The organism is Ignatzschineria rhizosphaerae (genome assembly GCF_022655595.1).
Classification (GTDB): Bacteria; Pseudomonadota; Gammaproteobacteria; order Cardiobacteriales; family Wohlfahrtiimonadaceae; genus Ignatzschineria; species Ignatzschineria rhizosphaerae.
Genome location: NZ_CP093379.1, coordinates 1,826,062 through 1,849,168, shown reverse-complemented (window position 1 = coordinate 1,849,168; position 23,107 = coordinate 1,826,062). Strand labels below are relative to the sequence as shown.

At 39.5% G+C, this 23,107-nt stretch carries 20 protein-coding genes; 13 read left to right on the top strand and 7 right to left on the bottom strand.

Features of this window, described 5'->3' with window-relative positions; genetic code table 11:
• Positions 1 to 31: 31 nt before the first annotated feature.
• The 5 genes from MMG00_RS08070 to lepA form a co-directional block, all read right to left on the bottom strand.
• Positions 32 to 964 (bottom strand): DMT family transporter, encoded by a 933-nt coding sequence (locus tag MMG00_RS08070; RefSeq protein WP_242147191.1) that lies wholly within the window; start codon positions 962 to 964, stop codon positions 32 to 34.
• A 191-nt stretch (positions 965 to 1,155) separates the two neighbouring features.
• A complete protein-coding gene (gene era, locus MMG00_RS08065; RefSeq protein WP_242147190.1) occupies positions 1,156 to 2,046 on the bottom strand; it encodes a GTPase Era in 891 nt (296 codons plus the stop codon).
• Between the two features lies 1 nt (position 2,047).
• The gene (gene rnc / locus MMG00_RS08060) at positions 2,048 to 2,716 is read right to left on the bottom strand and encodes a ribonuclease III (RefSeq protein WP_242147189.1); all 669 of its coding nucleotides are present in this window, start codon (positions 2,714 to 2,716) and stop codon (positions 2,048 to 2,050) included.
• A gap of 1 nt (position 2,717) precedes the next feature.
• Positions 2,718 to 3,545, bottom strand: a complete 828-nt coding sequence (gene lepB / locus MMG00_RS08055; RefSeq protein WP_242147187.1) for a signal peptidase I — start codon at positions 3,543 to 3,545, stop codon at positions 2,718 to 2,720.
• A gap of 7 nt (positions 3,546 to 3,552) precedes the next feature.
• The gene (gene lepA / locus MMG00_RS08050; RefSeq protein ID WP_242147185.1) at positions 3,553 to 5,346 is read right to left on the bottom strand and encodes a translation elongation factor 4; all 1,794 of its coding nucleotides are present in this window, start codon (positions 5,344 to 5,346) and stop codon (positions 3,553 to 3,555) included.
• Between the two features lie 721 nt (positions 5,347 to 6,067).
• Between lepA and MMG00_RS08045 the strand changes: the two genes are divergently transcribed.
• The 3 genes from MMG00_RS08045 to MMG00_RS08035 all read left to right on the top strand — a co-directional run bounded on the left by MMG00_RS08045 (position 6,068) and on the right by MMG00_RS08035 (position 10,652).
• A complete protein-coding gene (locus MMG00_RS08045; RefSeq protein ID WP_242147183.1) occupies positions 6,068 to 8,956 on the top strand; it encodes an insulinase family protein in 2,889 nt (962 codons plus the stop codon).
• A 499-nt stretch (positions 8,957 to 9,455) separates the two neighbouring features.
• Complete coding sequence (locus MMG00_RS08040) at positions 9,456 to 9,986, top strand: DedA family protein (RefSeq protein WP_242147181.1); 531 nt, start codon at positions 9,456 to 9,458, stop codon at positions 9,984 to 9,986.
• A gap of 129 nt (positions 9,987 to 10,115) precedes the next feature.
• A complete protein-coding gene (locus MMG00_RS08035; protein ID WP_242147179.1) occupies positions 10,116 to 10,652 on the top strand; it encodes an acyloxyacyl hydrolase in 537 nt (178 codons plus the stop codon).
• A 235-nt stretch (positions 10,653 to 10,887) separates the two neighbouring features.
• On the opposite strand, the gene cysE is transcribed toward MMG00_RS08035, so the two are convergent.
• Positions 10,888 to 11,700: a serine O-acetyltransferase gene (cysE, locus tag MMG00_RS08030; protein WP_242147177.1), complete on the bottom strand. Its 813-nt coding sequence runs from the start codon at positions 11,698 to 11,700 to the stop codon at positions 10,888 to 10,890.
• 16 nt (positions 11,701 to 11,716) lie between these two features.
• Complete coding sequence (locus MMG00_RS08025) at positions 11,717 to 12,475, bottom strand: RNA methyltransferase (RefSeq protein ID WP_242147175.1); 759 nt, start codon at positions 12,473 to 12,475, stop codon at positions 11,717 to 11,719.
• Positions 12,476 to 12,664: 189 nt separating this feature from the next.
• Here MMG00_RS08025 and MMG00_RS08020 point away from each other — a divergent pair, with 189 nt between their 5' ends.
• The 10 genes from MMG00_RS08020 to lpxD all read left to right on the top strand — a co-directional run bounded on the left by MMG00_RS08020 (position 12,665) and on the right by lpxD (position 23,099).
• The gene (locus MMG00_RS08020) at positions 12,665 to 12,919 is read left to right on the top strand and encodes an accessory factor UbiK family protein (RefSeq protein WP_242147173.1); all 255 of its coding nucleotides are present in this window, start codon (positions 12,665 to 12,667) and stop codon (positions 12,917 to 12,919) included.
• 193 nt (positions 12,920 to 13,112) lie between these two features.
• The gene (gene pyrH, locus MMG00_RS08015; protein WP_242147170.1) at positions 13,113 to 13,844 is read left to right on the top strand and encodes a UMP kinase; all 732 of its coding nucleotides are present in this window, start codon (positions 13,113 to 13,115) and stop codon (positions 13,842 to 13,844) included.
• A 153-nt stretch (positions 13,845 to 13,997) separates the two neighbouring features.
• Positions 13,998 to 14,555 (top strand): ribosome recycling factor, encoded by a 558-nt coding sequence (frr, locus tag MMG00_RS08010; RefSeq protein WP_242147168.1) that lies wholly within the window; start codon positions 13,998 to 14,000, stop codon positions 14,553 to 14,555.
• A gap of 9 nt (positions 14,556 to 14,564) precedes the next feature.
• Positions 14,565 to 15,278 carry a polyprenyl diphosphate synthase gene (gene uppS, locus MMG00_RS08005; protein WP_432805920.1) on the top strand — a complete coding sequence of 238 codons (714 nt, stop codon included), beginning with the start codon at positions 14,565 to 14,567 and terminating at the stop codon, positions 15,276 to 15,278.
• Between the two features lie 6 nt (positions 15,279 to 15,284).
• Positions 15,285 to 16,169 carry a phosphatidate cytidylyltransferase gene (locus MMG00_RS08000; RefSeq protein ID WP_242147166.1) on the top strand — a complete coding sequence of 295 codons (885 nt, stop codon included), beginning with the start codon at positions 15,285 to 15,287 and terminating at the stop codon, positions 16,167 to 16,169.
• Positions 16,169 to 17,338, top strand: a complete 1,170-nt coding sequence (gene dxr, locus MMG00_RS07995; protein ID WP_242147163.1) for a 1-deoxy-D-xylulose-5-phosphate reductoisomerase — start codon at positions 16,169 to 16,171, stop codon at positions 17,336 to 17,338. Before MMG00_RS08000 ends, dxr begins: the two co-directional genes overlap by 1 nt.
• Positions 17,339 to 17,504: 166 nt before the next feature.
• Positions 17,505 to 18,887: an RIP metalloprotease RseP gene (gene rseP, locus MMG00_RS07990; protein WP_242147161.1), complete on the top strand. Its 1,383-nt coding sequence runs from the start codon at positions 17,505 to 17,507 to the stop codon at positions 18,885 to 18,887.
• A gap of 90 nt (positions 18,888 to 18,977) precedes the next feature.
• On the top strand, positions 18,978 to 21,515 hold the full coding sequence (bamA, locus tag MMG00_RS07985; protein WP_242147159.1) for an outer membrane protein assembly factor BamA: 2,538 nt from the start codon (positions 18,978 to 18,980) through the stop codon (positions 21,513 to 21,515).
• Between the two features lie 18 nt (positions 21,516 to 21,533).
• Positions 21,534 to 22,058, top strand: coding sequence for an OmpH/Skp family outer membrane protein (locus MMG00_RS07980; RefSeq protein WP_242147158.1), 525 nt, complete (start codon positions 21,534 to 21,536; stop codon positions 22,056 to 22,058).
• A complete protein-coding gene (gene lpxD / locus MMG00_RS07975; RefSeq protein ID WP_242147156.1) occupies positions 22,059 to 23,099 on the top strand; it encodes a UDP-3-O-(3-hydroxymyristoyl)glucosamine N-acyltransferase in 1,041 nt (346 codons plus the stop codon).
• The last annotated feature ends 8 nt before the right edge of the window (positions 23,100 to 23,107 follow it).

Sequence of the window (23,107 nt, the reverse complement as noted above, 5' to 3'; positions counted from 1 at the left end):
AATCTTTAAAATTGGTAAAGGATGATTACTGTTATTTTGTTTTTTTAATTTCAAAATAACTGATGGCTAAGAGTGAGCAGACCATAATAACCGCTCCGATCCAAAATTGACTTGTGACAGCCCAGCCAAAGACAATAAATCCAAGGAAGGCATTTAAGGGGAGTTTGAGATAATCAAAAGGTTGGATAAAGATTACATCTGCATGAGCATAAGCCTTAGCAACGGCATACTGGGCAATGGCTGTTAAAAATCCTAAGAGTAGTAGGACAAGGAGTAGCTCTACATCAGGAATAAATGGCGCTTTTGGTAAGTGCCCAAAGTTTCCGGTTAGAGCGACCAATAGGTTGATGGGGACCATTAAGATATAGAGATAGCTCACCATTGTTAAAGGATGATCTTTATCTGATAGGTGCTTCATTAAAAGTGCATGAAGCGCCCAAAATAGTGCTGCTAAAATAGGGAAAATTGCTGCGCTATTGAAGTTTTTACTATTGGGGGCAAGGATGATGATGGCACCTGCAAATCCTAAAATAGTGGCAATTACTCTTGGTGCTGTAAAGCGCTCACGTAGAAAGAGAAAAGCCCCTAAGCTTGCAAAAAGGGGAGAGGTCATAAGTAAAGCAACCCCTTCTCCAATAGGAAATTGAATGGCTAATGCATGAACCCAGAATTGGATACCGATTACGGCGACTAAAATCCGCCAAAAGTGCGTCATAAAATGGCGTGTATAGAGAATCTTTTTGACCCCAAGTTTTAAGAAAAAAGGGGCCATAAAAAGCAGGGCGAAGAGGTACTGATAAAAGGCGATCCAGCTTGAGCTGATCACATAATTTTCGGTAATTAGCGGGGTGATAACGTTTATACCAGCAAAAGCAATGCCAGCAATAATCATCCAGATAGCGCCATGAAGTGAGTAATGGCTACTTTCAGTATAGCGTTTAAGGAGGTATTGAAATTTATTCATAGGTTTGTCAGTCATGTTTATTTAGGAAGGATCCTAGAATCAGGCATGCTATAGATAACATGCGCATAGACAAAATGCATTAATAGGGAACAAATAGTCTGTTTTGAAAAATAGATCGCACTAAATCGTGAAGGTGACGGCAAAAGATCTTCCCGAGAGAAGATCTTTGAGAGGCAATGTTTATCTTAAGCTTAAAGGAGATCTTTATAGCCTAGCGCATTGAGTGCCTTTTCATCATCTGACCAGCCTTCACGGACTTTCACAAATGCTCGAAGGAATACTTTAGCGCCAAATAGTTTCTCAAGATCAATACGAGCTTGTGTGCTGGCGTCTTTTAATGTTGCGCCACCTTTTCCGATGACAATTCCTTTTTGGCTCTCTCTTTCGACAGAAATAGCCGCTAAAATGCGATAGAGATTCCCTTCGATTTTAAACTCTTCAATCTCTACAGCGATAGTGTAAGGTAACTCTTGATTTAATCTGCGTGTGAGTTTTTCACGAAGAACTTCTGCTGCTAAAAAGGCACTAGAAACAGTGGTGATTTCATCTTCACTATAAGGGAACGCTTGCTCTGGAAGATATTTTTGAATCACTTCAACTAATCTCATGCCAGACTTTTCTTGCTTTGCAGAAAGTGGGACAATATCGGCAAAGTCAAAGCGCTCACTCATTTGAGCAAGAAATGGGAAGAGATCGTCTTTATTCTCAATTTTATCAATTTTATTAACGACAAGAATAACCGGTGCTTCAACGCCTTTAAGTTTGCTCAGAACTTTTTCATCATCTTGGTTAAAGCGCAGTGCTTCTACCATAAAAATAAGCACATCACCGGTGGTGATAGAGCTCATTGCGGTTCTATTTAGCTGCTTATTGAGCGCCGATTGCATATTGGTATGAATCCCTGGCGTATCAAGAAAGATAATCTGTGTCTCATTATCGGTGTAGATGCCGGTAATTGCATGGCGCGTAGTTTGTGGTTTGTTGGAGGTAATACTAATTTTTTGCCCAAGAATACCATTCATGAGCGTTGATTTACCGACGTTAGGGCGGCCGATAATGGATGCGAATCCAGCTTTTGTCATCTTAAATTTTCTCCAACATTAATTCAGCTGCGCGCTGCTCTGCGCGTTTTTTAGTGGTGCCTTCTGCAATTGTTTTATGGCTTTCAAAAGTGCAGAGGACTTTAAAGACCTTCTCGTGGTCTCTTCCTGTGATATCGATAACATCATAGGTGGGGATTTCTCTATTTAAAGCTTGTAATTTCTCTTGTAATCGGCTTTTTGGGCTCTTGAAGATTTCACCAAGATCTTTTTTAGCCTTTTCAATAATCGATTGAAAGTAAGGCTCATAAAGTGACAGGATCACAAGTCTTGTTGTCTCAAAGTCAGAATCTAAAAAGAGTGCACCAAAGAGTGCTTCAAGGCAATCTGATAAGGTGCTTGGCCTAAATTCCCCTTCATTATTCTTCTCGCCAAGACTTAAGATCAAAAATTGATTAAGATTGAGTTTAAGTGCGATCTCGGCAAGCGTATCTTCTTTAACAAGATGAGCACGAAGCTGGCTTAGCTCCCCTTCATTAGCATCAGGAAGCTTATGATAAAGTGCTTCAGCGATAATAAAGTTAAGGCAACCATCCCCTAAATACTCTAAACGTTCATTGTTATCTTGTGAGTAAGAGCGGTGGACAAAGGCCTGTTTTAAGAGGCGTTTGTCCATGAAGGTGTAATTGAGATTTTTCTCGAGTTGTTGCATATTATTCAATTGTGGTAAAGATATGGTCACAATCTTCAAAAGAAGTGACGCAGTTATAGTTCATCCAGATAAAGCGAGCTTTACCTAGGATTTTTTGATCATCCACGAGTTCCCAGAAACGGCCATCATAGCTATTATCACGGTTATCTCCCATCATGAGAAATTTACCTTCAGGGATGGTGAGTGGGAAGCGATGGTAAAGCCCTAGGCCACGATCTGCATCGGTGATGATTTTTGAGGTCTGAATGGTATGTTCTTTATATTCATTAGAACCTACAGGCCCTGTTGGGAAGCGTTCGATTACAAAGAGATCTTCCTCTTCAGGCGCTCTAGCAGGCCCCACATATTGATATTCTAAGGCTTCCCCATTAATGGTAAATTGCTTATTTTTATAATCGATGACATCACCAGGGATTGCTACAACCCGCTTGATATAGTTGACCTTCTCATCTTTAGGAAATTTAAAGATCGCCACATCACCACGCTCAATGCCCTCGCCTGGTTTTGAAAAAAGGCGAGTATTTAATATTGGCACTCTCACGCCATAAGACCATTTATCAGCCACAATCATATCACCGGCATAGAGTGTCGGTTGCATAGATCCAGAAGGAATAACATAAGGCTCGATAATAAAAGAACGAAGGACACCTACAAAAAGGACAACTGGAAAGAGGAATTTAGACCAATCCACAATCCAAGGCTCTTTTTTACCTTCTCGACGTTTTTTCTTATAAAAAAGCGAGTCAATAAGCCAGATAAGGCCTGTAACTGGGATCGCTAATATAATGATAATGGCGAGGTAATGGGTGAGATTTGCAAATATCGACATAGTTTATTTACTCTTCATTTACTTTCAAAACAGCTAAGAACGCTTCTTGTGGGATTTCGACACTACCCACTTGTTTCATGCGTTTCTTACCCTCTTTTTGTTTCTCTAATAGTTTACGTTTACGGCTCACATCCCCTCCATAACATTTCGCAGTCACATCTTTACGAAGTGCTCGAACGTTGGTGCGCGCAATAATATTGGCGCCAATAGCCGCTTGAATGGCTATTTCAAACTGTTGTCTTGGAATGAGCTCGCGCATTTTTTCCACAAGCTTACGCCCTTGATATTGGGCATTATCTTTGTGGGTGATTAATGATAACGCATCTACACGCTCGGCGTTAATTAGTACATCAACTTTTACAAGATTCGCTGCTTGGAAGCGAATAAATTTATAATCAAATGATGCATAACCCCGAGAGATTGATTTAAGGCGATCAAAGAAGTCCAATACAACCTCACTCATAGGAAGCTCGTAACGAAGTTGAACCTGATTTCCTGCATAAACCATGTCGAGTTGAACACCACGCTTTTCAATACAGAGCTTCATGATGTTTCCGATATAATCTTGCGGCGTTAAGATATTCGCTTCAATAATAGGTTCGCGAATCTCTTTAATTTGGGTGACTTTCGGTAATCCATCAGGGTTATCCACATAGATGACTTCATCATCATTTTTTTCAACTTCGTAGATAACAGTTGGGGCGGTTGTGATGAGATCTAGGTTATATTCACGCTCTAAACGCTCTTGAATAATCTCCATATGGAGCATTCCAAGGAAGCCACAACGAAAGCCAAAGCCAAGCGCTTGTGAGGTTTCAGGTTCAAAGTGAAGGGAGGCATCATTTAAACGGAGCTTTTTAAGGGCTTCACGCAGATCTTCATACTCTTCTGAATCTACAGGGAAGAGCCCTGCAAATACACGCGGCTGAACATGCTCAAATCCTGGAACGGCCTCTGTTGCCGAGTTTCTTTCAAGCGTGATGGTATCTCCCACAGGGGCTCCATCGATATCTTTAATGCCGGCAATGACAAAACCCACTTCCCCTGCTGAGAGCTGCTCTTTATCTACACGGTTAGGGGTGAAAACACCGACATGTGAGGCTTCATGAGTCTCTTTGGTACTCATGATCTTAATTTTGTCATTTTTACGAAGAACGCCATCAAAGATCCGCACTAAAGAGACAACTCCCACATATTTATCGTACCAAGAGTCGATAATAAGGGCTTTAAGTGGCGCATTGACATCTCCCACAGGAGCCGGGATTTTTTTGATCATATCTTCGAGAACATCTCGAACGCCAACCCCAGATTTTGCAGAGCAGCGCACTGCATCCATCGCTTCAATTGCGATAATATCTTCAATTTCCATGGCTACACGATCAGGCTCAGCTGCGGGCAGGTCGATTTTGTTAAGGACGGGAATGACTTCGAGACCTTGATCAAGGGCGGTATAGCAGTTAGCAACAGATTGCGCTTCCACTCCTTGGGCGGCATCAACGACTAACAGCGCGCCTTCACAAGCAAAAAGTGATCGGGAAACCTCATACGAGAAGTCGACGTGTCCTGGGGTATCGATAAAGTTAAGATGGTAGGTTTCACCATTATCTGCTTTATAGTCGAGAGAAACACAATGTGCTTTAATCGTAATTCCCCGTTCTTTTTCAAGATCCATCGAGTCTAAGACGCGATCCTCCATCTCTCTTTCTGAGAGACCTTCACAAATGCGGATAAACTGATCTGCTAATGAGGACTTGCCATGGTCAATGTGGGCAATTATTGAAAAGTTTCTAATATTCTTCATCGATTCTATCTATATAATAAAAGGTGAATTATCTTACTCTAAAAGAGGACTATCTTAGCAAATAAATGCCGTTCAAGATAAATTTAAATGTAGAGTTGCACAAAGAGCGTAGTTTTTATGCCTGTATTTTAAGAAAATAGGGTATTAAGCTGTAGTGAAATGTATTTTGTTGATCGCTCATCTTATGTCAGTTCAAATAGTTGAATCATCATTTAAGATATTTTAAGTATACGCTAGAGAATCGATCATCATCTATTACGCCTAATTTTTGATAGTGTTTGCGCTTTAGTTGTTAAATTTCCGCTTTAAGTCTAAAGCAGACGCTTAATGAAGGGATATGGGGGATTTTTAAGAGAAGGTTCTCAAATTCACATATTCTTGTTTTCTTTTCATAGAATGATTTAATTCTAGCGTTTAACAAATAAAAGCGCATTTAATACTTTTAACATAGAGAGAAGTTTGAGGGTTCATCTTGAGATTTTGAAAATTAACACCATCATAGTTGTATAAGGCTTTCATGTGCGGCACATAAAAGATGGGAATAAAACATCAAAACGTTTTTTTGCCCTTAAAAGGTTGATTCAAAATCTACCTTGTCTCTTTGAATGTTGTTATGATAAAGCCAATCGAATTTAATGAGAATCATCTGCAATAATTAATTTTAATAGATTTATTCGCATGATTTAATGAAAATCTGCATTTAATGCAATAGAGAGGATCAATGACTCAGACATTTACTAAGACCAAAGAAACATTTATTCCATCCTTAAATATCACGCTTGAAGAATATACGCATAATGTCACGCAGGCAAAGCATGTCCATTTAGCGTGCGATGACACGAATAATGTTTTCTTAGTAGGTTTTTTAACGGTACCTGAAGATTCAACAGGTGTTGCACATATTTTAGAGCATACAGCGCTTTGTGGATCAGAAAATTATCCTGTGCGTGACCCATTCTTTATGATGATTCGCCGTTCTTTAAATACTTTTATGAACGCATTTACCTCATCTGATTGGACGGCATATCCGTTTGCGAGCCAAAACAAAAAAGACTTCTATAATCTTTTAGATGTCTACTTAGATGCGGCATTCTTCCCGCAATTAGAGTATTTAGATTTCTTACAAGAAGGGCATCGTTTAGAGTTCACTGAGATGGAAAATCCGGAGAGTGAACTTGTTTATAAGGGCGTTGTCTTTAATGAAATGAAAGGTGCGATGAGTTCTATTGGTTCAGTGCTTTATCAAGAGTTAACAAAAGCACTCTTCCCAACGATTACTTACCATAATAATTCAGGCGGTGATCCGAAAGATATCCCTGATTTAACACATGAAGAGTTAGTGGCTTTCCATAAAAAACATTACCATCCATCAAATAGTGTGTTTATGACATACGGCAACATGGATCCGCTTGAGCATCAAAAAGTGTTTGAAGAGAAAGTACTCTCTAAATTCACTTTACAAAACTTTGATTTTAGTGTGAAAGATGAGGTTCGCTACTCAGAGCCGCAAAGCTTTACCGCAACTTATCCATTACCTGTGGATGAGCCGTTAGAGAAGCAGAGCCATGTGGTTAATGCATGGTTACTCAATCCTATTATGGATGCAGATGAGTTAATGCGCGCAAGAATTTTAAGTAGTGTATTAGTAGATAACTCAAGTTCACCGCTTCGTCTTGCGCTTGAATCGACTGATTTAGGAACGGCTCCTTCAATGTTCTGTGGATTAGAAGAGGGCACTCGTGAATCCTTCTTTTCATGTGGTTTAGAAGGGGCAAATAGTGAAGATACAGATAAGATCAATGAGCTGATTACGGCGACTTTAACAAATGTACGCGATAATGGCGTGCCACAAGAGAGTATTGAGGCTGCGCTCCATCAATTAGAGCTCGCTTCAAGAGAGATCTCTGGAGACCGCTACCCTTATGGTCTACGTTTGATTGTCGATACTTTAACGCCGGTACTTCATGGTGGTGAGGCATTTGATACGCTCTCATTTGATGAATCGCTTAAGAAAATGCGTGAAGAGATTCAAGATCGAAACTTTATCCCTAACTTAGTTGAGCGTTTACTCTTAAATAACCCTCATCGTGTGATGTTAACGGTTAATCCAAGTCATACATTAGCAGATGAGTTAGTCGCAGCTGAGAAAGCAAGACTTGCAGATATTCAAGCAAATTTAACCCCAGAAGCAACTGCAAAAATTATTGAAGACTCTAAAGCATTACAAGCAAGACAATCACAAGTAGATGATGATTCAATTTTACCAATGGTGACGCGTGAGGATATTCCAGCAAAACTCACATTCCCTGAATTAAATTATGTAAATAGCCCATTAGTATTAGGTTCACCAACAACTAATGGGATGACATATCAATCAATTGTGGTAGATCTTCCTAAGCTTACCGAAGAAGAGATGGAGATTCTCCCCTTCTTAGATGCTTTTATTACAGAGATGGGAGCCGGCGAGAAGTCATATCTTGAGCAGCAAGCGAGAATTTCAGCTGTAACGGGCGGTGTGACTGCAAGAACGATGTATCAACCACATGAGGATGATATTCGTGGTTTTTGGGTGCTTTCTGGTAAGGCGCTCTTAAATAATAATGAAGCGCTTGGTGCTTTATTACAAGATATTCTGTTTAATGCGCGTTTTGATGAAGTGAAACGTATGCAGGAGATCATGGCGCAGATTAAACTAGGGCGTGAGCAGGGGATTGTGAGTAATGGTCACAGTTATGCGATGGGGGTTGCGAGCCAAAATATCGCCCTGATTGCTCAATTAGATCAGCGCTTAAGTGGTATGCAATCTATTAAAGATTTTAGAGTCACAGAAGCGGCTCTGAAAGATGAAGCTAAATGCCGAGAGTTTGGGCAAAAATTAGCAGCACTTTTAACAAAAATCCAAAATAGCCCTTATGAGTTAGTGGTATTAAACGATGCCGATAATATTGAAGAGGTAGGGCAAGCATTTGCAGCAGTGATGGCGCATACCGTTGATGATAAGGCAGAATCATTTAAAGTGCCTTTTGCCTCAAAAGAGAGTGAGACGATTAATCTTGGTTGGGCAATTAATGCACCGGTTTTCTACTGTGCGAAGAGTTATAAAACAGTAACGAGAGATCATGCTGATTCCCCTGTATTTCAAGTCTTAACAGGTTTCTTACGTAATGGATATTTACACCGAGCGATTCGTGAGCAAGGTGGCGCTTATGGTGGTGGTGCAAACTATAATGCTGCATCTGGTGCTTTTAACTTCTTTAGTTATCGTGATCCGCGTTTAGAAGAGACATTAGCTGATTTTGATGCTTCTATTAATTGGTTGTTAGAGTCTGAACATGACGAACAGCAACTAGAAGAAGCAATCTTAGGGGTAATCAGTGCTATTGATCGACCTAAAACACCAGCAAGTGAATTTGGAGATCGTTACTTTATGGCAAGATATGGTCGTACGCCTGAAGATTTAGAGAGCTATCGAGCGGCTGTTTTAAATGTAACGATTGCAGATCTTCAGCGTGTTGCGCGTGAGTATCTCTCTAATCCAGAGACACATACTGCGGTTTTAGGTCCTAAAGCAAAACTTGAAGCGGCAGGTTTTACAGTAAAACAGCTCTGATCTTATGAGCGCATGATCTTTTGGTAAGATAAAAATTAAGAAGGATTCTCGATCTTTGGGAATCCTTTTTTGTTAGCGATGTTTCTTTATTTTTTATATAGTGAAATATAGCTATTATGCATTAAATTCCGACACGAACCCAAAAGGCTTAAAACTGCTGGCACGTAATTTCAAAAAATATGTAAGCATTCGACTTGGCGGCTCATCAACCTATTTTAGGAGGATGGCTAACTAATCAATTTCGACTTCTAATTTTATTTGGAAATCACTATAAGTTCAAAACAGATTGATTTAAAAGCCGGCGCTTAGGCTATTAATAATAAGAAATAGGTTCTATCTGGCATTTTGTAGGCACTATTTAATATGTGTCTTTATAGATTTGTGCAAGGCTGGGGGATTTCGTATTTTTTCTAAAATCCTGCGCTAGCTATTTAAGGCTTGTTCTTCTTAAACCGAATCGGCTATAAGAGAAATCTTTCTACCTAGAGATAAATACACAATGGATCTTGAATCACTCATTACAACTATTACAGAATTTACCCGTGCACATCAGTATTGGGCGCCGGTGATTATTTTTATCTTAGCATTTGGTGAATCTTTAGCGCTGATTTCCCTCTTTATTCCTGCAACGGTTATTTTGGTGGGATTAAGTGTGTTAATTGGTGAGACGGGGCTTCCTTTTTGGTTTATTTGGATAGCAGCTGCATCGGGTGCTTTTGTGGGGGATTGGGTCTCTTATGGCATCGGTTATCACTATAAATGGCGAATTTATAAAATGTGGCCCTTTACAAAAAAGCCAGAGCTATTAACAAAAGGACAAGGTTTTTTTGATAAGTGGGGAATTTGGAGTGTTTTCTTTGGGCGATTTTTAGGGCCTTTTAGAGCGACAATACCGTTAATTGCAGGTATTTGCATGATGCCAAAACACCATTTTCAATGGTCGAATTTTTTCTCAGCAATGATTTGGGCTTTTGGTGTATTAGCGCCGGGTGCCTTTAGAATTCAAGGTTTAGTAAGATTTTTGGATTAAAATGTGCTTTATTGCTGCCTCTCTTATTCACGCTCTTTTAATTGTTTATTTTTATAAGGTATTGTTTTGAATCGTTTGTTTGTTATCATTTAATAATGCAAGTCAATTTGAGTGTTTGGGTGGCTTTTAATGTTAAAAAAGATAAGAAGAAAGCAAATATCAATAAGATTGTTTTTAATTTTATTACTATTGACGGTAAATAATATTAATGCAGGAGAGTTGCTATTAGGTTTAGGTGGCACAGGAGAAGGACAGACTACGCAGAGAATTTCTTATATTCAACCATGGGATAAAAGATGGTTTGAGTCTTCTGTGGGGAGCTTAACAGGTGGTTGGGATATTGGTTATACCAAGTGGCAAAAAGGTCGCTATGGTAATACTGCGCACTCTTTCTCAATTTCTCCTGTATTTATCTATCAATTTAATACTAATAAAGGTTTTCAGCCATTTATAGAGGTCGGTATTGGTGCGGCTTTTTTTAATCGCACGAGGGTAGGAGATAGTAGGTTGGGATCCTCATTTAATTTCGAGGATCGAATTGGTGTAGGTATTAAGAGTGGTCGTCATCGATTTGGTTTGAGAGCGATGCATTATTCTAATTTAGGTTTGAAAAGACCGAACCAAGGGGTAGAGAGCTACTCACTCTATTATAGCTACCAGTTTTAATGGAGGATCCCAGAGCTCTAAGCTTTGCTCATTAATCATCGATTTTAGAGAGTATCGGTATTGGTTTGTAAGCGCTGCATCTTGATCTTCAAAAAAGTGAGGATAAGTAGTTTGAATAAGACTTCTCGAGATTAGCATGCTCATCGAGAGGAGGATCTGTTTGAGTCATTTTCTAATAAGGTCCATACTTCTTCCTCACTTTAAAGATTAAAGTTGTGATGGTTTATGTTGTGAATTAAGGCGCTATCTTATTCTCTTTAGCCTCATCATTCTCTTTTGTTGTTTTAGTGATGTCTGCCTCATGAATATGAAGCCCCTCTTCATCAAAAGAGCAATCTTGGATGGTGGGCCAGTGAATGTTGAGATGGATATTTTGAGATTTAAGCTCTGTTTGCATTTGGCAAAGGGCTTTATCAAGCTTTTCAATATGATTGAGTAGTAGATTGATCGCATTAGCCTCGGGATCTTCAATATCATTGCTCATGCCATAAGCATTAAAAAGCTTATCGGCGATCTCTTTTTTAACATTAGGTTTATCAGGTTTTGAAAAGCGTGCAGGAATCCCTACCGCTGTGACATTTTCAGGAACTGATTTAATCACCACAGAGTTAGCGCCTACACTACTATTATCCCCAAGAGTAATAGGACCTAAGACTTTAGCGCCAGCACCCACAATGACATTTTTTCCAAGTGTTGGGTGACGCTTACCTTTTTCAAGGCTTGTCCCTCCTAGCGTTACGCTATGATAGAGCGTACAGTTATCCCCGATAATGGCTGTTTCTCCAATAACAACGCCCATACCATGATCGATAAAAAGACATCTCCCTATTTGGGCGCCAGGATGAATCTCAATCCCAGTAAGGAATCGATTCCATGTCGAGATCCAACGTGCAATGGTTTTAATTTTACAGTTCCACAGTTTATGGGCAACACGGTGAATCCATACTGCCCAAAGGCCAGGGTAAGAGAGGAGGATTTCTAAAGAGGTGCGCGCCGCAGGGTCGAACTTCTTAATATTTTGGATATCTTCTTTAATGGTTTTAATCATGGTGCCTATTTAACTCCTATTGACCATAGGTTTTTTCTGAAGCAGCAAGAGCGCCTCGAAGAATATTGATCTCTTCTTGGGTTAGATCTGCTTTTTTATAGAGAAGTCGTAACTTACGCATTAAATGTTTTGGGTTCTCTGGGTCCAAAAATGCTGTTTTTACTAATGTCCTTTCTAGATGATTAAAGAACCCTTCCATTGCATCATGGGTTGCAGGTAGATCTCCAGCATACTGTGGTTCACGTTTTTTCTCTAATCGATCATCGAATGTTGTTTGCTTTCGTAATTCATAGGTAATGATTTGAATTGCTTGAGCAATATTGAGGGAATTATAGTTGTTCTCTGTGGGAATATAGAAAAGTTCTTGGCAGATATCAACCTCTTCATTGGTTAATCCTGTTCTCTCTGTTCCAAATAAAATGGCAATTTTAGCCTCTGGTTGCGCTTTAATAATGGCATCAATATTCTTAGCGCCTATTTCAATCGGTAGTTCTGGTTTACCAATGTGACGGCTTCTTGCGCTTGTGCCAAAGATATATTGGCAATCTTTAACGGCTTCAGACAAAGTCTCTGTGACGACTGCATTTTCTAAGACATCAAGTGCGCCGCTAGCGAGTGCAGTGGCTTCACTACTTGGAAATTTGCGAGGATTAACAAGGGTAAGATTATATAATCCCATCACTCGCATTGCTCTTGCGGCAGCGCCAATATTCCCAGGGTGAGAAGTGTTGACCATGACGATTCTAATCGCATTTAATGGTGCGTCAGTCTGCATTATTTGACTCTCTTTTGTGGTAAAATTTAAACGATTTGTAAAATAGCTCAAGTGGTCAATTTATCATTAGGCGGTGATGGTTAAACCGCGATAATTATTTTCTATAAAATGATGGTGAAAAAGTTGATGAAAAGAGCAATTTTTACTGTGGAAAGATTATAGCAATTTTAGTCGTAAGAGAGGACGAATATGCCAAAAAACTTTATTCAAGATATTGCCGGAAAAATCCAAGAAGCGCTGCCTGATGGGATGAAAAATGCACATGGTGAGGCGGAGCGATTTGTAAAAGAGGGGGTGGAGTCTGCCTTATCAAATTTTAAGTTAGTTCGTTATGAAGAGTTTGAGATTCAGCAGAAAATTTTACTAAAAACTCGCGAGAAGTTAGAGCTTTTAACAAAGCGTGTTGATGAGCTAGAAGAGAAGTTAGCAAAGCTTGAAGGTTAGTTTCGTTGCTTAATATAGTTTTGATTATGGATAATAGGATTTTAGAGAGATATTTTATGGTATTTAGTGGCGATAAAATATCTTGTAAAAAGCCATGAACCACTATTTGATCACTACCCATTCGCTGAGAAATAGAGTAAGATAAAGCCTATTTATCAGAGTCTCAAATCTACAATAAAGGAAGTGTACAGTTATGAGTCAAGCCCCTAAATATAAACGCATTTTGTTAAAGCTCAGTGGTGAGGCCTTGATGGGAGATGGGGATTACGGGATTGACCCAGTGACAATTGGTCGCATCGCCGATGAGATTAAGGCTTTAAACCGTATTGGCGTTGAAGTTGGTGTTGTGATTGGTGGTGGGAATATCTTTAGAGGGGCAGGTTTAGCGGAAGCTGGGATGGATCGTGTTGCCGGGGACCACATGGGAATGCTTGCAACAGTGATGAACTCACTTGCACTTCAAGATGCATTAGAATCGCGAGATGTTTATGTTCGTGTGATGAGTGCGATTCGTATTAACGAAGTATGTGAAGATTATCTTCGCCGCCGTGCGGTACGACATCTTGAGAAAAAGCGTGTGACAATTTTTGCAGCAGGAACGGGCAATCCATTTTTTACTACAGATTCAGCCGCAGCGCTTCGTGCAATAGAAATTAATGCAGAGATTATGCTTAAAGCAACGAAAGTTGATGGCGTTTATACCGCTGATCCGAAAAAAGATCCTACAGCAACACGTTATGATCACATTACATTTACAGATGCATTAACACAGAATTTAGGTGTGATGGATGCTACCGCATTAGTGATGTGCCGCGAGAATAATCTTCCCATTAAAGTGTTTAATATTTTTAATGAAGGCGATTTAATGAAAGTGGTGAAAGGCGATAATGTCGGGACTTTAGTCTCAGAATCGGCGCCAGAATAAAACATGTGTGATAAGATTATTACCATTAAAATGATAACGGTAATGACTGATCAATGGCTGCTTTTAACTTTTAAGGTAATCATTTAGTTAGAGACGCTCTCGTGGATAATCATGAGAGCGTCTCCTTGTTTAAAGAAATTGGAGAACAAAATAATGACACAAAATATTATTAAAGATGCAAAAGAGCGTATGGAAAAATCGGTAGAAGCATTGGGAAATGCTCTAGGTAAAATTCGTACAGGTCGTGCACATATCTCTATCTTAGATCATATTGAAGTTGAGTATTACGGATCAATGGTGCCATTAAGCCAGGTCGCAAACTTAACCGTACAAGATTCTCGTACATTAGGTGTTGCACCATGGGAAAAAACAATGGTAGGACCGATTGAGAAAGCAATTATCAATAGTGATTTAGGTTTAAACCCAGCAACAACAGGGACATTAATTCGAATTCCATTACCGCCATTAACAGAAGAGCGCCGTAAGGATTTGGTGAAAATTGTTGGCGGAGAAGCAGAGCAAGCAAAAGTTGCGGTTCGTAATATTCGTCGTGATGCGAATAACCAAATTGCAGCGATGGAAAAAGAGGGTGAAATCTCTGAAGATATCCAAAGACGTGCAGAAGATGAGATTCAAAAGTTAACAGATGCCACTACGAAAAAAATTGAAGAAGTGCTTGCTGGTAAAGAAGAAGAGTTAATGGAAATCTAATTCTAAAGGATGATTGTGGGGACTAGTAGAGAGTGTCAGCATATTGCCATCATTATGGATGGCAATGGGCGTTGGGCAGAAAAAAATAGTTTAACAAGAGCTCTTGGGCATCGAGCTGGTGTTAAAGCTGTTAAGAGAAGTGTAGAGAGTGCGATAAAACACGGTATTAAAGTGTTAACAGTCTACGCTTTTTCAACTGAGAACTGGAAAAGACCGGTTGAGGAAGTCTCTTTCTTGATGGACCTTTTCTATCAAACTGTCGAAGGGCAATTAAAATCACTTCATAAAGCGGGGGTAAGATTGAGCTTTATTGGTGATTTGTCTCCACTTTCAGAACGATTAAAAAGTCAATTGCTAAGCGCGGTTGAATTAACGAAAGATAATCAAACCTTAGATCTTATTGTGGCTATTAATTATGGTGGGCGCCAAGAGATCGTCAATGCTTGTCAGATGCTTGCAAAAGAGGTTCAGGCAGGAGAGATCTCTGTTGAAGAGATCACAGAAGCTCGTTTTGAAGATGCGCTCTCATTAAAAGATTATCCCCCTGTTGATCTTTTAATTAGAACAAGTGGGGAGCAGCGGGTTAGTAACTTTTTATTATGGCAATTAGCCTATGCCGAGCTCTATTTTACAAATTGTCACTGGCCTGATTTTGGTGAGAAAGAATTTGAAGCGGCACTTAAAGAATATAATCGACGAGATCGCCGATTTGGTGGGAGATAGTTAAAGATGAAGCAACGAATTATTACAGGCGTTATTTTAGGGATTGTCGCCTTATTAGCGATTATTTTTCTCCCAACAATGGCATTTGCCTTGTTACTCTTTTTAGTAGCGATGATAGGTTTAAATGAGTGGAGCAATCTATTAAAGTTAGCTTCCTTTCCTAAAAAGATCTATCTAGGGGTTGGCGGCATTACCCTTTTAACGGTAACAATAGTCTTGATAGCTGGTGCAAAGAGCACTGTGATGGATCATGCCACACTTGCAAGATTTGTGATGGGAAATCCCATTATTTATGGATTGCTCATAGTGATGGCGCTTTTTTGGCTCGGTATGCCATTTTTACTCTCTATTCATTCACGTAAACCTTTAGCATTGCTTATCAATCGTGAATTTTTGTTTGTAGTGAGTATTTTGTCGTTAGCAGCCTTAGTTATTACACTTGTCACTTTACAGCAAGGTCTTATTTTACTCTTTTATCTCATCTTGTTAATTATCATTGCCGATAGTAGCGCCTATTTTGTCGGAAGAAAGTTTGGAAAGCGTAAACTTGCGCCAACTATTAGCCCTGGAAAAACGATTGAAGGGGCTTTAGGTGGGTTGGTTATCGGTGTGATTTTTTCTCTGATTGCGATTACTTCATTTGCCGGGGGAGAGATGCCTCTTTTAACTGGAAATGGTAGTCAATGGATATTAACGCTTAACTTTGTTTCATTAAGTGCTTTGGTGGTGATCGTCTCTATTTCTGGGGATCTTTTTGAAAGTGTTGTGAAGCGTCATGCCGGGATGAAAGATAGCGGTAATATCTTGCCAGGACATGGCGGTGTATTAGATCGCATTGATGCGCTAACAGCGGCAGCGCCCCTTTTCTTTGTAGGATTGAAGTTTATCTAATGAAGCAGATTTCAATTTTAGGAGCAACAGGCTCTATTGGTGATTCAACCTTAAAGGTGATTCGTAATAATCGGGATCTTTATCAGATCCACTCTTTAGTGGCGCATAAGAGTGTGGAGAAGATGTTTGCGCTTTGTGAGGAGTTTAATCCTCGTTATGCCATTTTAGAAGATGAGGCTGCGGCTCTTTTGCTTAAAGAGCGAGTGAAGGCGGCGGGCCTAAATGTTGAAGTCGAAGCGGGTGAGTCAGCTGTTATTTCACTGGTAAAAGCAAACGAGATTGATCTTGTTGTTGCGGCAATTGTCGGGGCTAAAGGATTTCTTTCTAGTCTTTCTGCGGCAAGAGCGGGGAAAACTATTTTACTTGCCAACAAGGAGACGTTAGTGGTGGGTGGTGCGCTTTTTATGCAGGAAGCTAAAAAGTTTGGCGCAACCATTTTACCGATTGATAGTGAGCACAATGCGTTATTTCAATCACTGCCAAAAAATATCGATGGCACTGCCGGTTATGAAGGTGTGAAGCAGTTGATTTTAACGGCATCAGGCGGACCATTTAGAGGGTTTTCTCGTGAGCAGCTTGAAAAGGTGACCTTAGAGCAAGCGCTAAAGCACCCTAACTGGGCGATGGGCGCAAAAGTAACAATTGATTCAGCGACTTTAATGAATAAGGGGTTAGAGTTTATTGAAGCGCATTTTCTCTTTGAGATGCCGGTTGATAAAATTCAAGTGGTTGTTCACCCACAAAGTATGATCCATTCTTTAGTTGAATATATTGATGGTTCATTGATTTCACAAATGGGCGCAGCTGATATGGCGATTCCTATTGCGCATGCTTTAGCATATCCTCAGCGAGTTGTTTCTGGCGCCAAATCATTGGATTTAACAAAGATGAGCGCCTTAACTTTTGAAGCGCCAGATTTAGTGGCTTTCCCTGCGTTGCAATTAGCCAAAGAGTCGCTGATTGCTGGGGCTTCACATTTAGTGGCATTAAATGCGGCAAATGAAGTTTTTGTAGAACAGTTTTTACAGAAAAAAATTCGTTTTGTGGAGATTGCAGATAAATTAGCAAAGGTATTAGATGGCGTGGTTATCTCTAATCATGCTTTGCAAGATGAAGCATCGCTGTTAGCGTATGATCAATCTATTCGTGAGATTGCGCAACATATTTAATTTTAATGATTTGTGTCATGAGAGCCTTAAGTGCTTGCTATTTTTGAGGGTATTTTAATATTCTGACATTATATGTATTACCATCCCACGAATCTGTATTGATGATTAATGATTAAAGTTATTGAAATTTAAGCTTTAATCTTCATCAAAATATTAGGAATAATGAATGGTTTCAACATTTTTTAATTCAGCTTTTGGTTTTTTAATTTTAATCGGTGTACTCGTTACGATCCATGAGTTTGGGCATTTTTACGCTGCCAGAAAACTGGGTTTTAAAGTACAGACCTTTAGTATTGGTTTTGGTAAAAAACTTTGGAGCAGAAAGGGGAAAGATGGGGTTGAGTACCGAATTGGGCTAATTCCTTTAGGTGGATATGTAGGATTTTTAGACGAAAGAGCGCATGATGTTGCGCCTTCAGAAATTGGGCAAACCTTTAATGCAAAGCCTATTTGGAAGCGTGCAGTTGTCATTGCAGCAGGGCCTTTGATTAATCTACTGTTTGCGGTTGTTATTTTGTTTGGGCTCTATCTTTATGGTGTGCCAGCTTACAAAGCGGTGATTGATACGCCACAAGTAAATACGCCGATGGCAATCGCTGGATTTGAGCGAAAAGATCAAGTGATCGCAATTGAAGGTAGAGAGATTAGAACCTCAGATGAGATGGTACAAGGATTTTTGGAGTATCTCGGTGGTGATGGAAAGGCTGAGGTTGAAGTATTAAGAGATGGTACGCAGAAAACATTGTTTCTGGAATTAGATGCACCTTTAAAGCTGGATGCTAGAGAAAATGTTGCTGAGTATTTAGGGCTAAATGCTTATGGTTTTGAACTCTCATCTATGATTGGCGAGGTCGTATTAGATGGCCCGTCAGATCTAGCGGGGCTTAAAAAAGGGGATGAGATTTTGCGTATTAATGAGCAAGAGATCTCTTCATGGCACGATATTCTTGATACGATGGGGCGATTAAGTCAGTCTGAATTAGAGGCGGTTGTTGTCGATGTCACGGTTAAAAGGGCGGGGGAGTTAATCGATTTTTCAGTGCCTCTTTCTCGAGATCAAGAGGGACGCTTTATGCTGCAAGTTGCGGCATTAATGCCAACTCAAGAGATGATTGATGCCTATTTTAAAGAACTTCAGACATTACAGAAGTACTCCCTTACAGATGCCATGAAATATGCTGTTATCGATACTTATCGTAACTCACTATTGATCTTTAAATTTATTGGTCGAATGTTTACAGGTCAAGTGCATCTCAATACGATGGCAGGTCCTTTAACGATTGCTAATATCGCAGGACAACAGCTGAGCGTGGGCTGGGTGGAGTTTATTAAATTAATGGCACTATTTAGTGTTAATCTTGGAATTTTGAATCTATTGCCGATTCCGGTTTTAGATGGTGGTCGCTTAGTGGGTCTTGGAATTGAAGCCGTTGCAGGGAGAAATAGAATTCCTGCAAGGTTATCGATGATCGTGATGCAATTAGGGGCCTTATTTCTTTTTACATTTATGGCTTTTATTATTTTGTTTGATATTACAAAATGGTTTTAAAGTGATAAATGTTGGATTTTTTGCAGTTATTCGGTATATTAACGCAGTTTATAGATGCATTTCTATGCCCTAATGATAGAGAATTTTAAAATGGCGATTGTCGATATAAAGAAAGTTTTTTTTGCAACAAGTTTATTGATTGGATCAGCTGCATCCGCGCAAAATTATGCGGTTAAAGACATTCGAATTGAAGGTCTTGAGCAGATTAATCCTGGTGCGGTATTTACGACACTTGGTTTAGATCCTGATGCTGCTGTTCAAACAGGAACAGTCAAGGATCTTGTAGAAAAACTTTATGCGACAGGGTTATTTAAAGATGTCGTAGTAAAAACAGAAAATGGAAGAATCTTAGGAAGAACAAGACCTAAATCTATTACTGTTCAAGTGGCAAGACCGAAGCAGAGCTCGGCAATTAGACAAGGGGGCGCTTTTGGCAATATTCGAACAGAGGCGCAAGAGCCAGAGATTGAATATGTCTATGAAGAGATCCCATGTACTATGAATGATCCTCGCTGTCAGCCTAGAGAGACAACGGTTAGAACAGATTTAGTGATTCAATTAGAAGAATTTCCTGTGTTATCAAAAGTGACATTTAAAGGAAACAAGGATCTTAAAGATAAGCAGCTTACAGAGATTATTAGTGCTGCCAATATCCGCCCAGGTGAAACGCTACGTCAATCAGCCATTGAAAATGCAAAAAATAACCTTTTAAAAGCATATGAAACTCGTGGTAAATACGCGATTATCATTGAGCCAAAAATTATTGAATTACCTCGTAATCGTGCTGAAATCCAATTTGATATTTCAGAAGGGCGTACAGGGCAAATTCAAAAGATTAACTTTACGGGGAATAAAGCTATCTCCGATAGTAAACTTTTAAGACAGATGCGTGTTCGTGAATCAAGCTTACGAACAATTTTCTCCTCAGGAGATCGCTATGACCCTTATACGATTCAAGATGAGCTAGATAAAGTTCAGGAATATTATCGTGATAATGGTTATTTAAAAGCAGAAGTAAACTACTCAAGTGCAACGATTAGCCCAAGTCAAGATACGATCTATTTAGATATTGATATTAATGAAGGTCAAAAATATAATTTTGGCACATTTACAATTGTGGGTAACTACCCGAGTGTTGATAAAGATGAGTTAATGTCCTTAGTGGAGATTAAAGAGGGTAAGGTTTATCGTGCGAGTGTCATTAATAAGAGTATTAAAGCAATTCAAGACCGTTTAGGGGATGAAGGCTATGCGCAAGCGCGCGTTAATGCTATTCCTCGTGTAAATGAGGAAGATGGCACTGTCAGTTACTCTTTTGCTATTGACCAAGGTGAGCGTGTATATGTGAACCGTATTAATATTGAAGGTAACGAACGTACCCGTGATGAGGTATTTCGCCGTGAATTAAGACAAGTGGAAGGCGGACGTTTCGTTGCAAGTGATATTGAAAGATCGCGTATTCGTATTCAGCGTCTTGCTCACGTAGAAGATGTGGATGTTTCAACGCAGCAAGTAGCAGATGGTGTTGTTGACTTAACTTATAATGTTAAAGAGCGTAGTGCCGGATCTATTACCTTTGGTTTAAGCTACGGGATGGATAGTAAGTTTGGGGTAAATGCTGGATTTAATCAGCCAAACTTCATGGGAACAGGGCATGAGTTAAACGTTCAAGCTGAAACCAATAAAAGTGGTAGCTACTACGGTATTGATTATATGAACCCATATCTTACTAAAGATGGGTTAAGTGCTGGTGTTTCATTAAGTTATAGCAAGCAAAAGCATGACTATGATGATACCGGGAACTATATTGCCGATGGTATCTCACTCATGTTTAACTTTGGTTATCCTATTAGTGAATATACAACGATTCGTGCTGGGATTGGTTATGAGAACTTAAATCTTAAAACAACCCATTCATCTCCTACAGAGGTTGTAGAGTATATTAGTGGTAAGAGCTGTGGTACAGGAATTTACTGCCCTGCAGATACGCCTTTATATAAGAGTAAACGTCATCTTTATCGTACTAACATAGGTGTTTATCGTGATACTCGTAATAGAACGGTATTTGCCTCTGAAGGTTCATTAAATAGTGCAACCTTATCAGGAACGCTTCCAGGATCTGATGATAAGTTCTATAAAATTCATTTAAAACATCAAAGCTATTACCCGTTAACGGATAATGAGGATTATGTATTCTCTATTCGCGGTGATGCAATGGCGGGTTGGGGCTATGGTGGTACAAAAGGGTTACCTTTTTATGAAAACTTCTATGCCGGTGGACTTGGAACTGTTCGAGGCTTCCGTGGAAGTTCTTTAGGACCTAAGTATTATGGAACAGATGATTCAAAAGGGGGCGCATTACGTTATAACGCTTCTGCTGAATTAATCATGAAAGTACCAGGATTTGCAGATAATAATGATGTGCGTTGGAGTATCTTCTTTGATGCGGGTAACGTTACTTCGAAACCTAAAAAGCCTGAGTTTGGTGATACAAAATACTCTGCAGGGATGAGTTTTGTTTGGTTATCACCGCTTGGTCCACTTGCATTCTCTTATGCAAAACCATTTAATACTAAAGATGGAGATCGTGAGCAGAAATTCCAGTTCTCTATTGGTATTCCTTACTAATTGATAGTGAAGAGCGAGATGTTTAATCACCTTTTTAAAAAAGGAGCAGCAGTTATTTTGACTGCTGCTCTCCTTGTTTTTACTCCGAGTGCTTTTGCTAAAGAGCTTAAGATTGGCGTTGTGGATATTAATCTTCTGTTAGAGAAGTATATTGAAGAAAAAGATATCTATTCTCTATTGAATGAGGAGTTTTTTGCTCGGGACCAGTATCTCCTTAAAAAACGCGATCAAATTGAGAGTCTACGCCGTGAGTTAATGAGTAGTAGTGGTGATGAAGCTGCTTCTATTCGTGAAATTGAGCGTAATATTGTCAATTTAGAGCGGGAGTTTGTTCGTATCAGTAATGATACCCGTCAAGAATTTAATCTTCGTAAAAATGAGGAGTTATATAAACTCCAAAGAGAGATTAATACAGCAATTTTACAGTATGCCCAAGATTATGATTATGATCTAATTTTAGAATCGGGATTACTTTTTGCAAAAGAAGCACTATATCTGACCGATCCAATCTTTCAGACATTAGTCCAAGATAATGAGGAGTAGATGATGACATTACAGGAAGTACTTGATTATTTACAGAGTAAGGGTGAAAAAGTCACGCTTCATGGAGATGGCGCTATTGAAATTATGGGGCTTTCTACCATTCAACATGGTCAGGATCAAACGCTCTCCTTTTTTCATAACCCTCGTTACCGTGAATATTTAGAAACGACAAAAGCCGCTGCTATCTTAGTGGATGAGCGCAATTTTGAGCATGTGACGCAACCTGCGATTGTTTGTGGTAATACCCATGCTGCATGGGCCTATGTTACACAGTTATTTCAAAAAGATTATCGTAATTTTCAAGGGATTCATTCCACAGCCGTAATTGCCAAAAGTGCTATCATTGGTGAAAATGTCACTATCGGTGCCTATAGTGTGATTGGAGAAAATGCCAATATTGGAGCAGGTAGTTATATCGATGCTCAGTGTGTGATTGAGCGTGATGTAGTGATGGGCGAGGAGTGTTATCTCTTTTCAGGGGTGACTGTTCGTTATGAGTGTCAATTAGGAAAGCGAGTTGTTTTGCATCCTAATGCGGTTATTGGCGCTGAAGGGTTTGGTTTTGCGAGAACGGCGCAAGGCTATATCAAGGTAGCTCAATTAGGTCGTGTTATTTTGGCGGATGATGTTGATATCGGGGCTGGAAGTTGTATTGACCGAGGTGCTATTGAAGATACCGTTATTGGTCGAGGCACTAAAATTGATAATCATGTTCAATTAGGGCATAACTGTATTGTGGGTGAAAATACAGTAATTGCCGGTTATACCGGTATTGCAGGATCTACGGATATTGGCAATAATGTAGTGATTGGCGGTGGTGTTGGCATGAATGGTCACATGAAGATCGAAGATAATGTGATTGTAACAGGTGGCACGCAAGTCAGTCAGCCGCTTAAAGCCGGCAAAGTATACTCATCCATTCCGCCCGTATTAGAAAATAGAGAATGGCGCTATAATAGTGCCAGAATCAAGCGATTAGGTGATCTTTTTGATCGAGTTAAAGCACTTGAGAATCAATTAAAACCTAACGAGAATAAATAAATTTATTA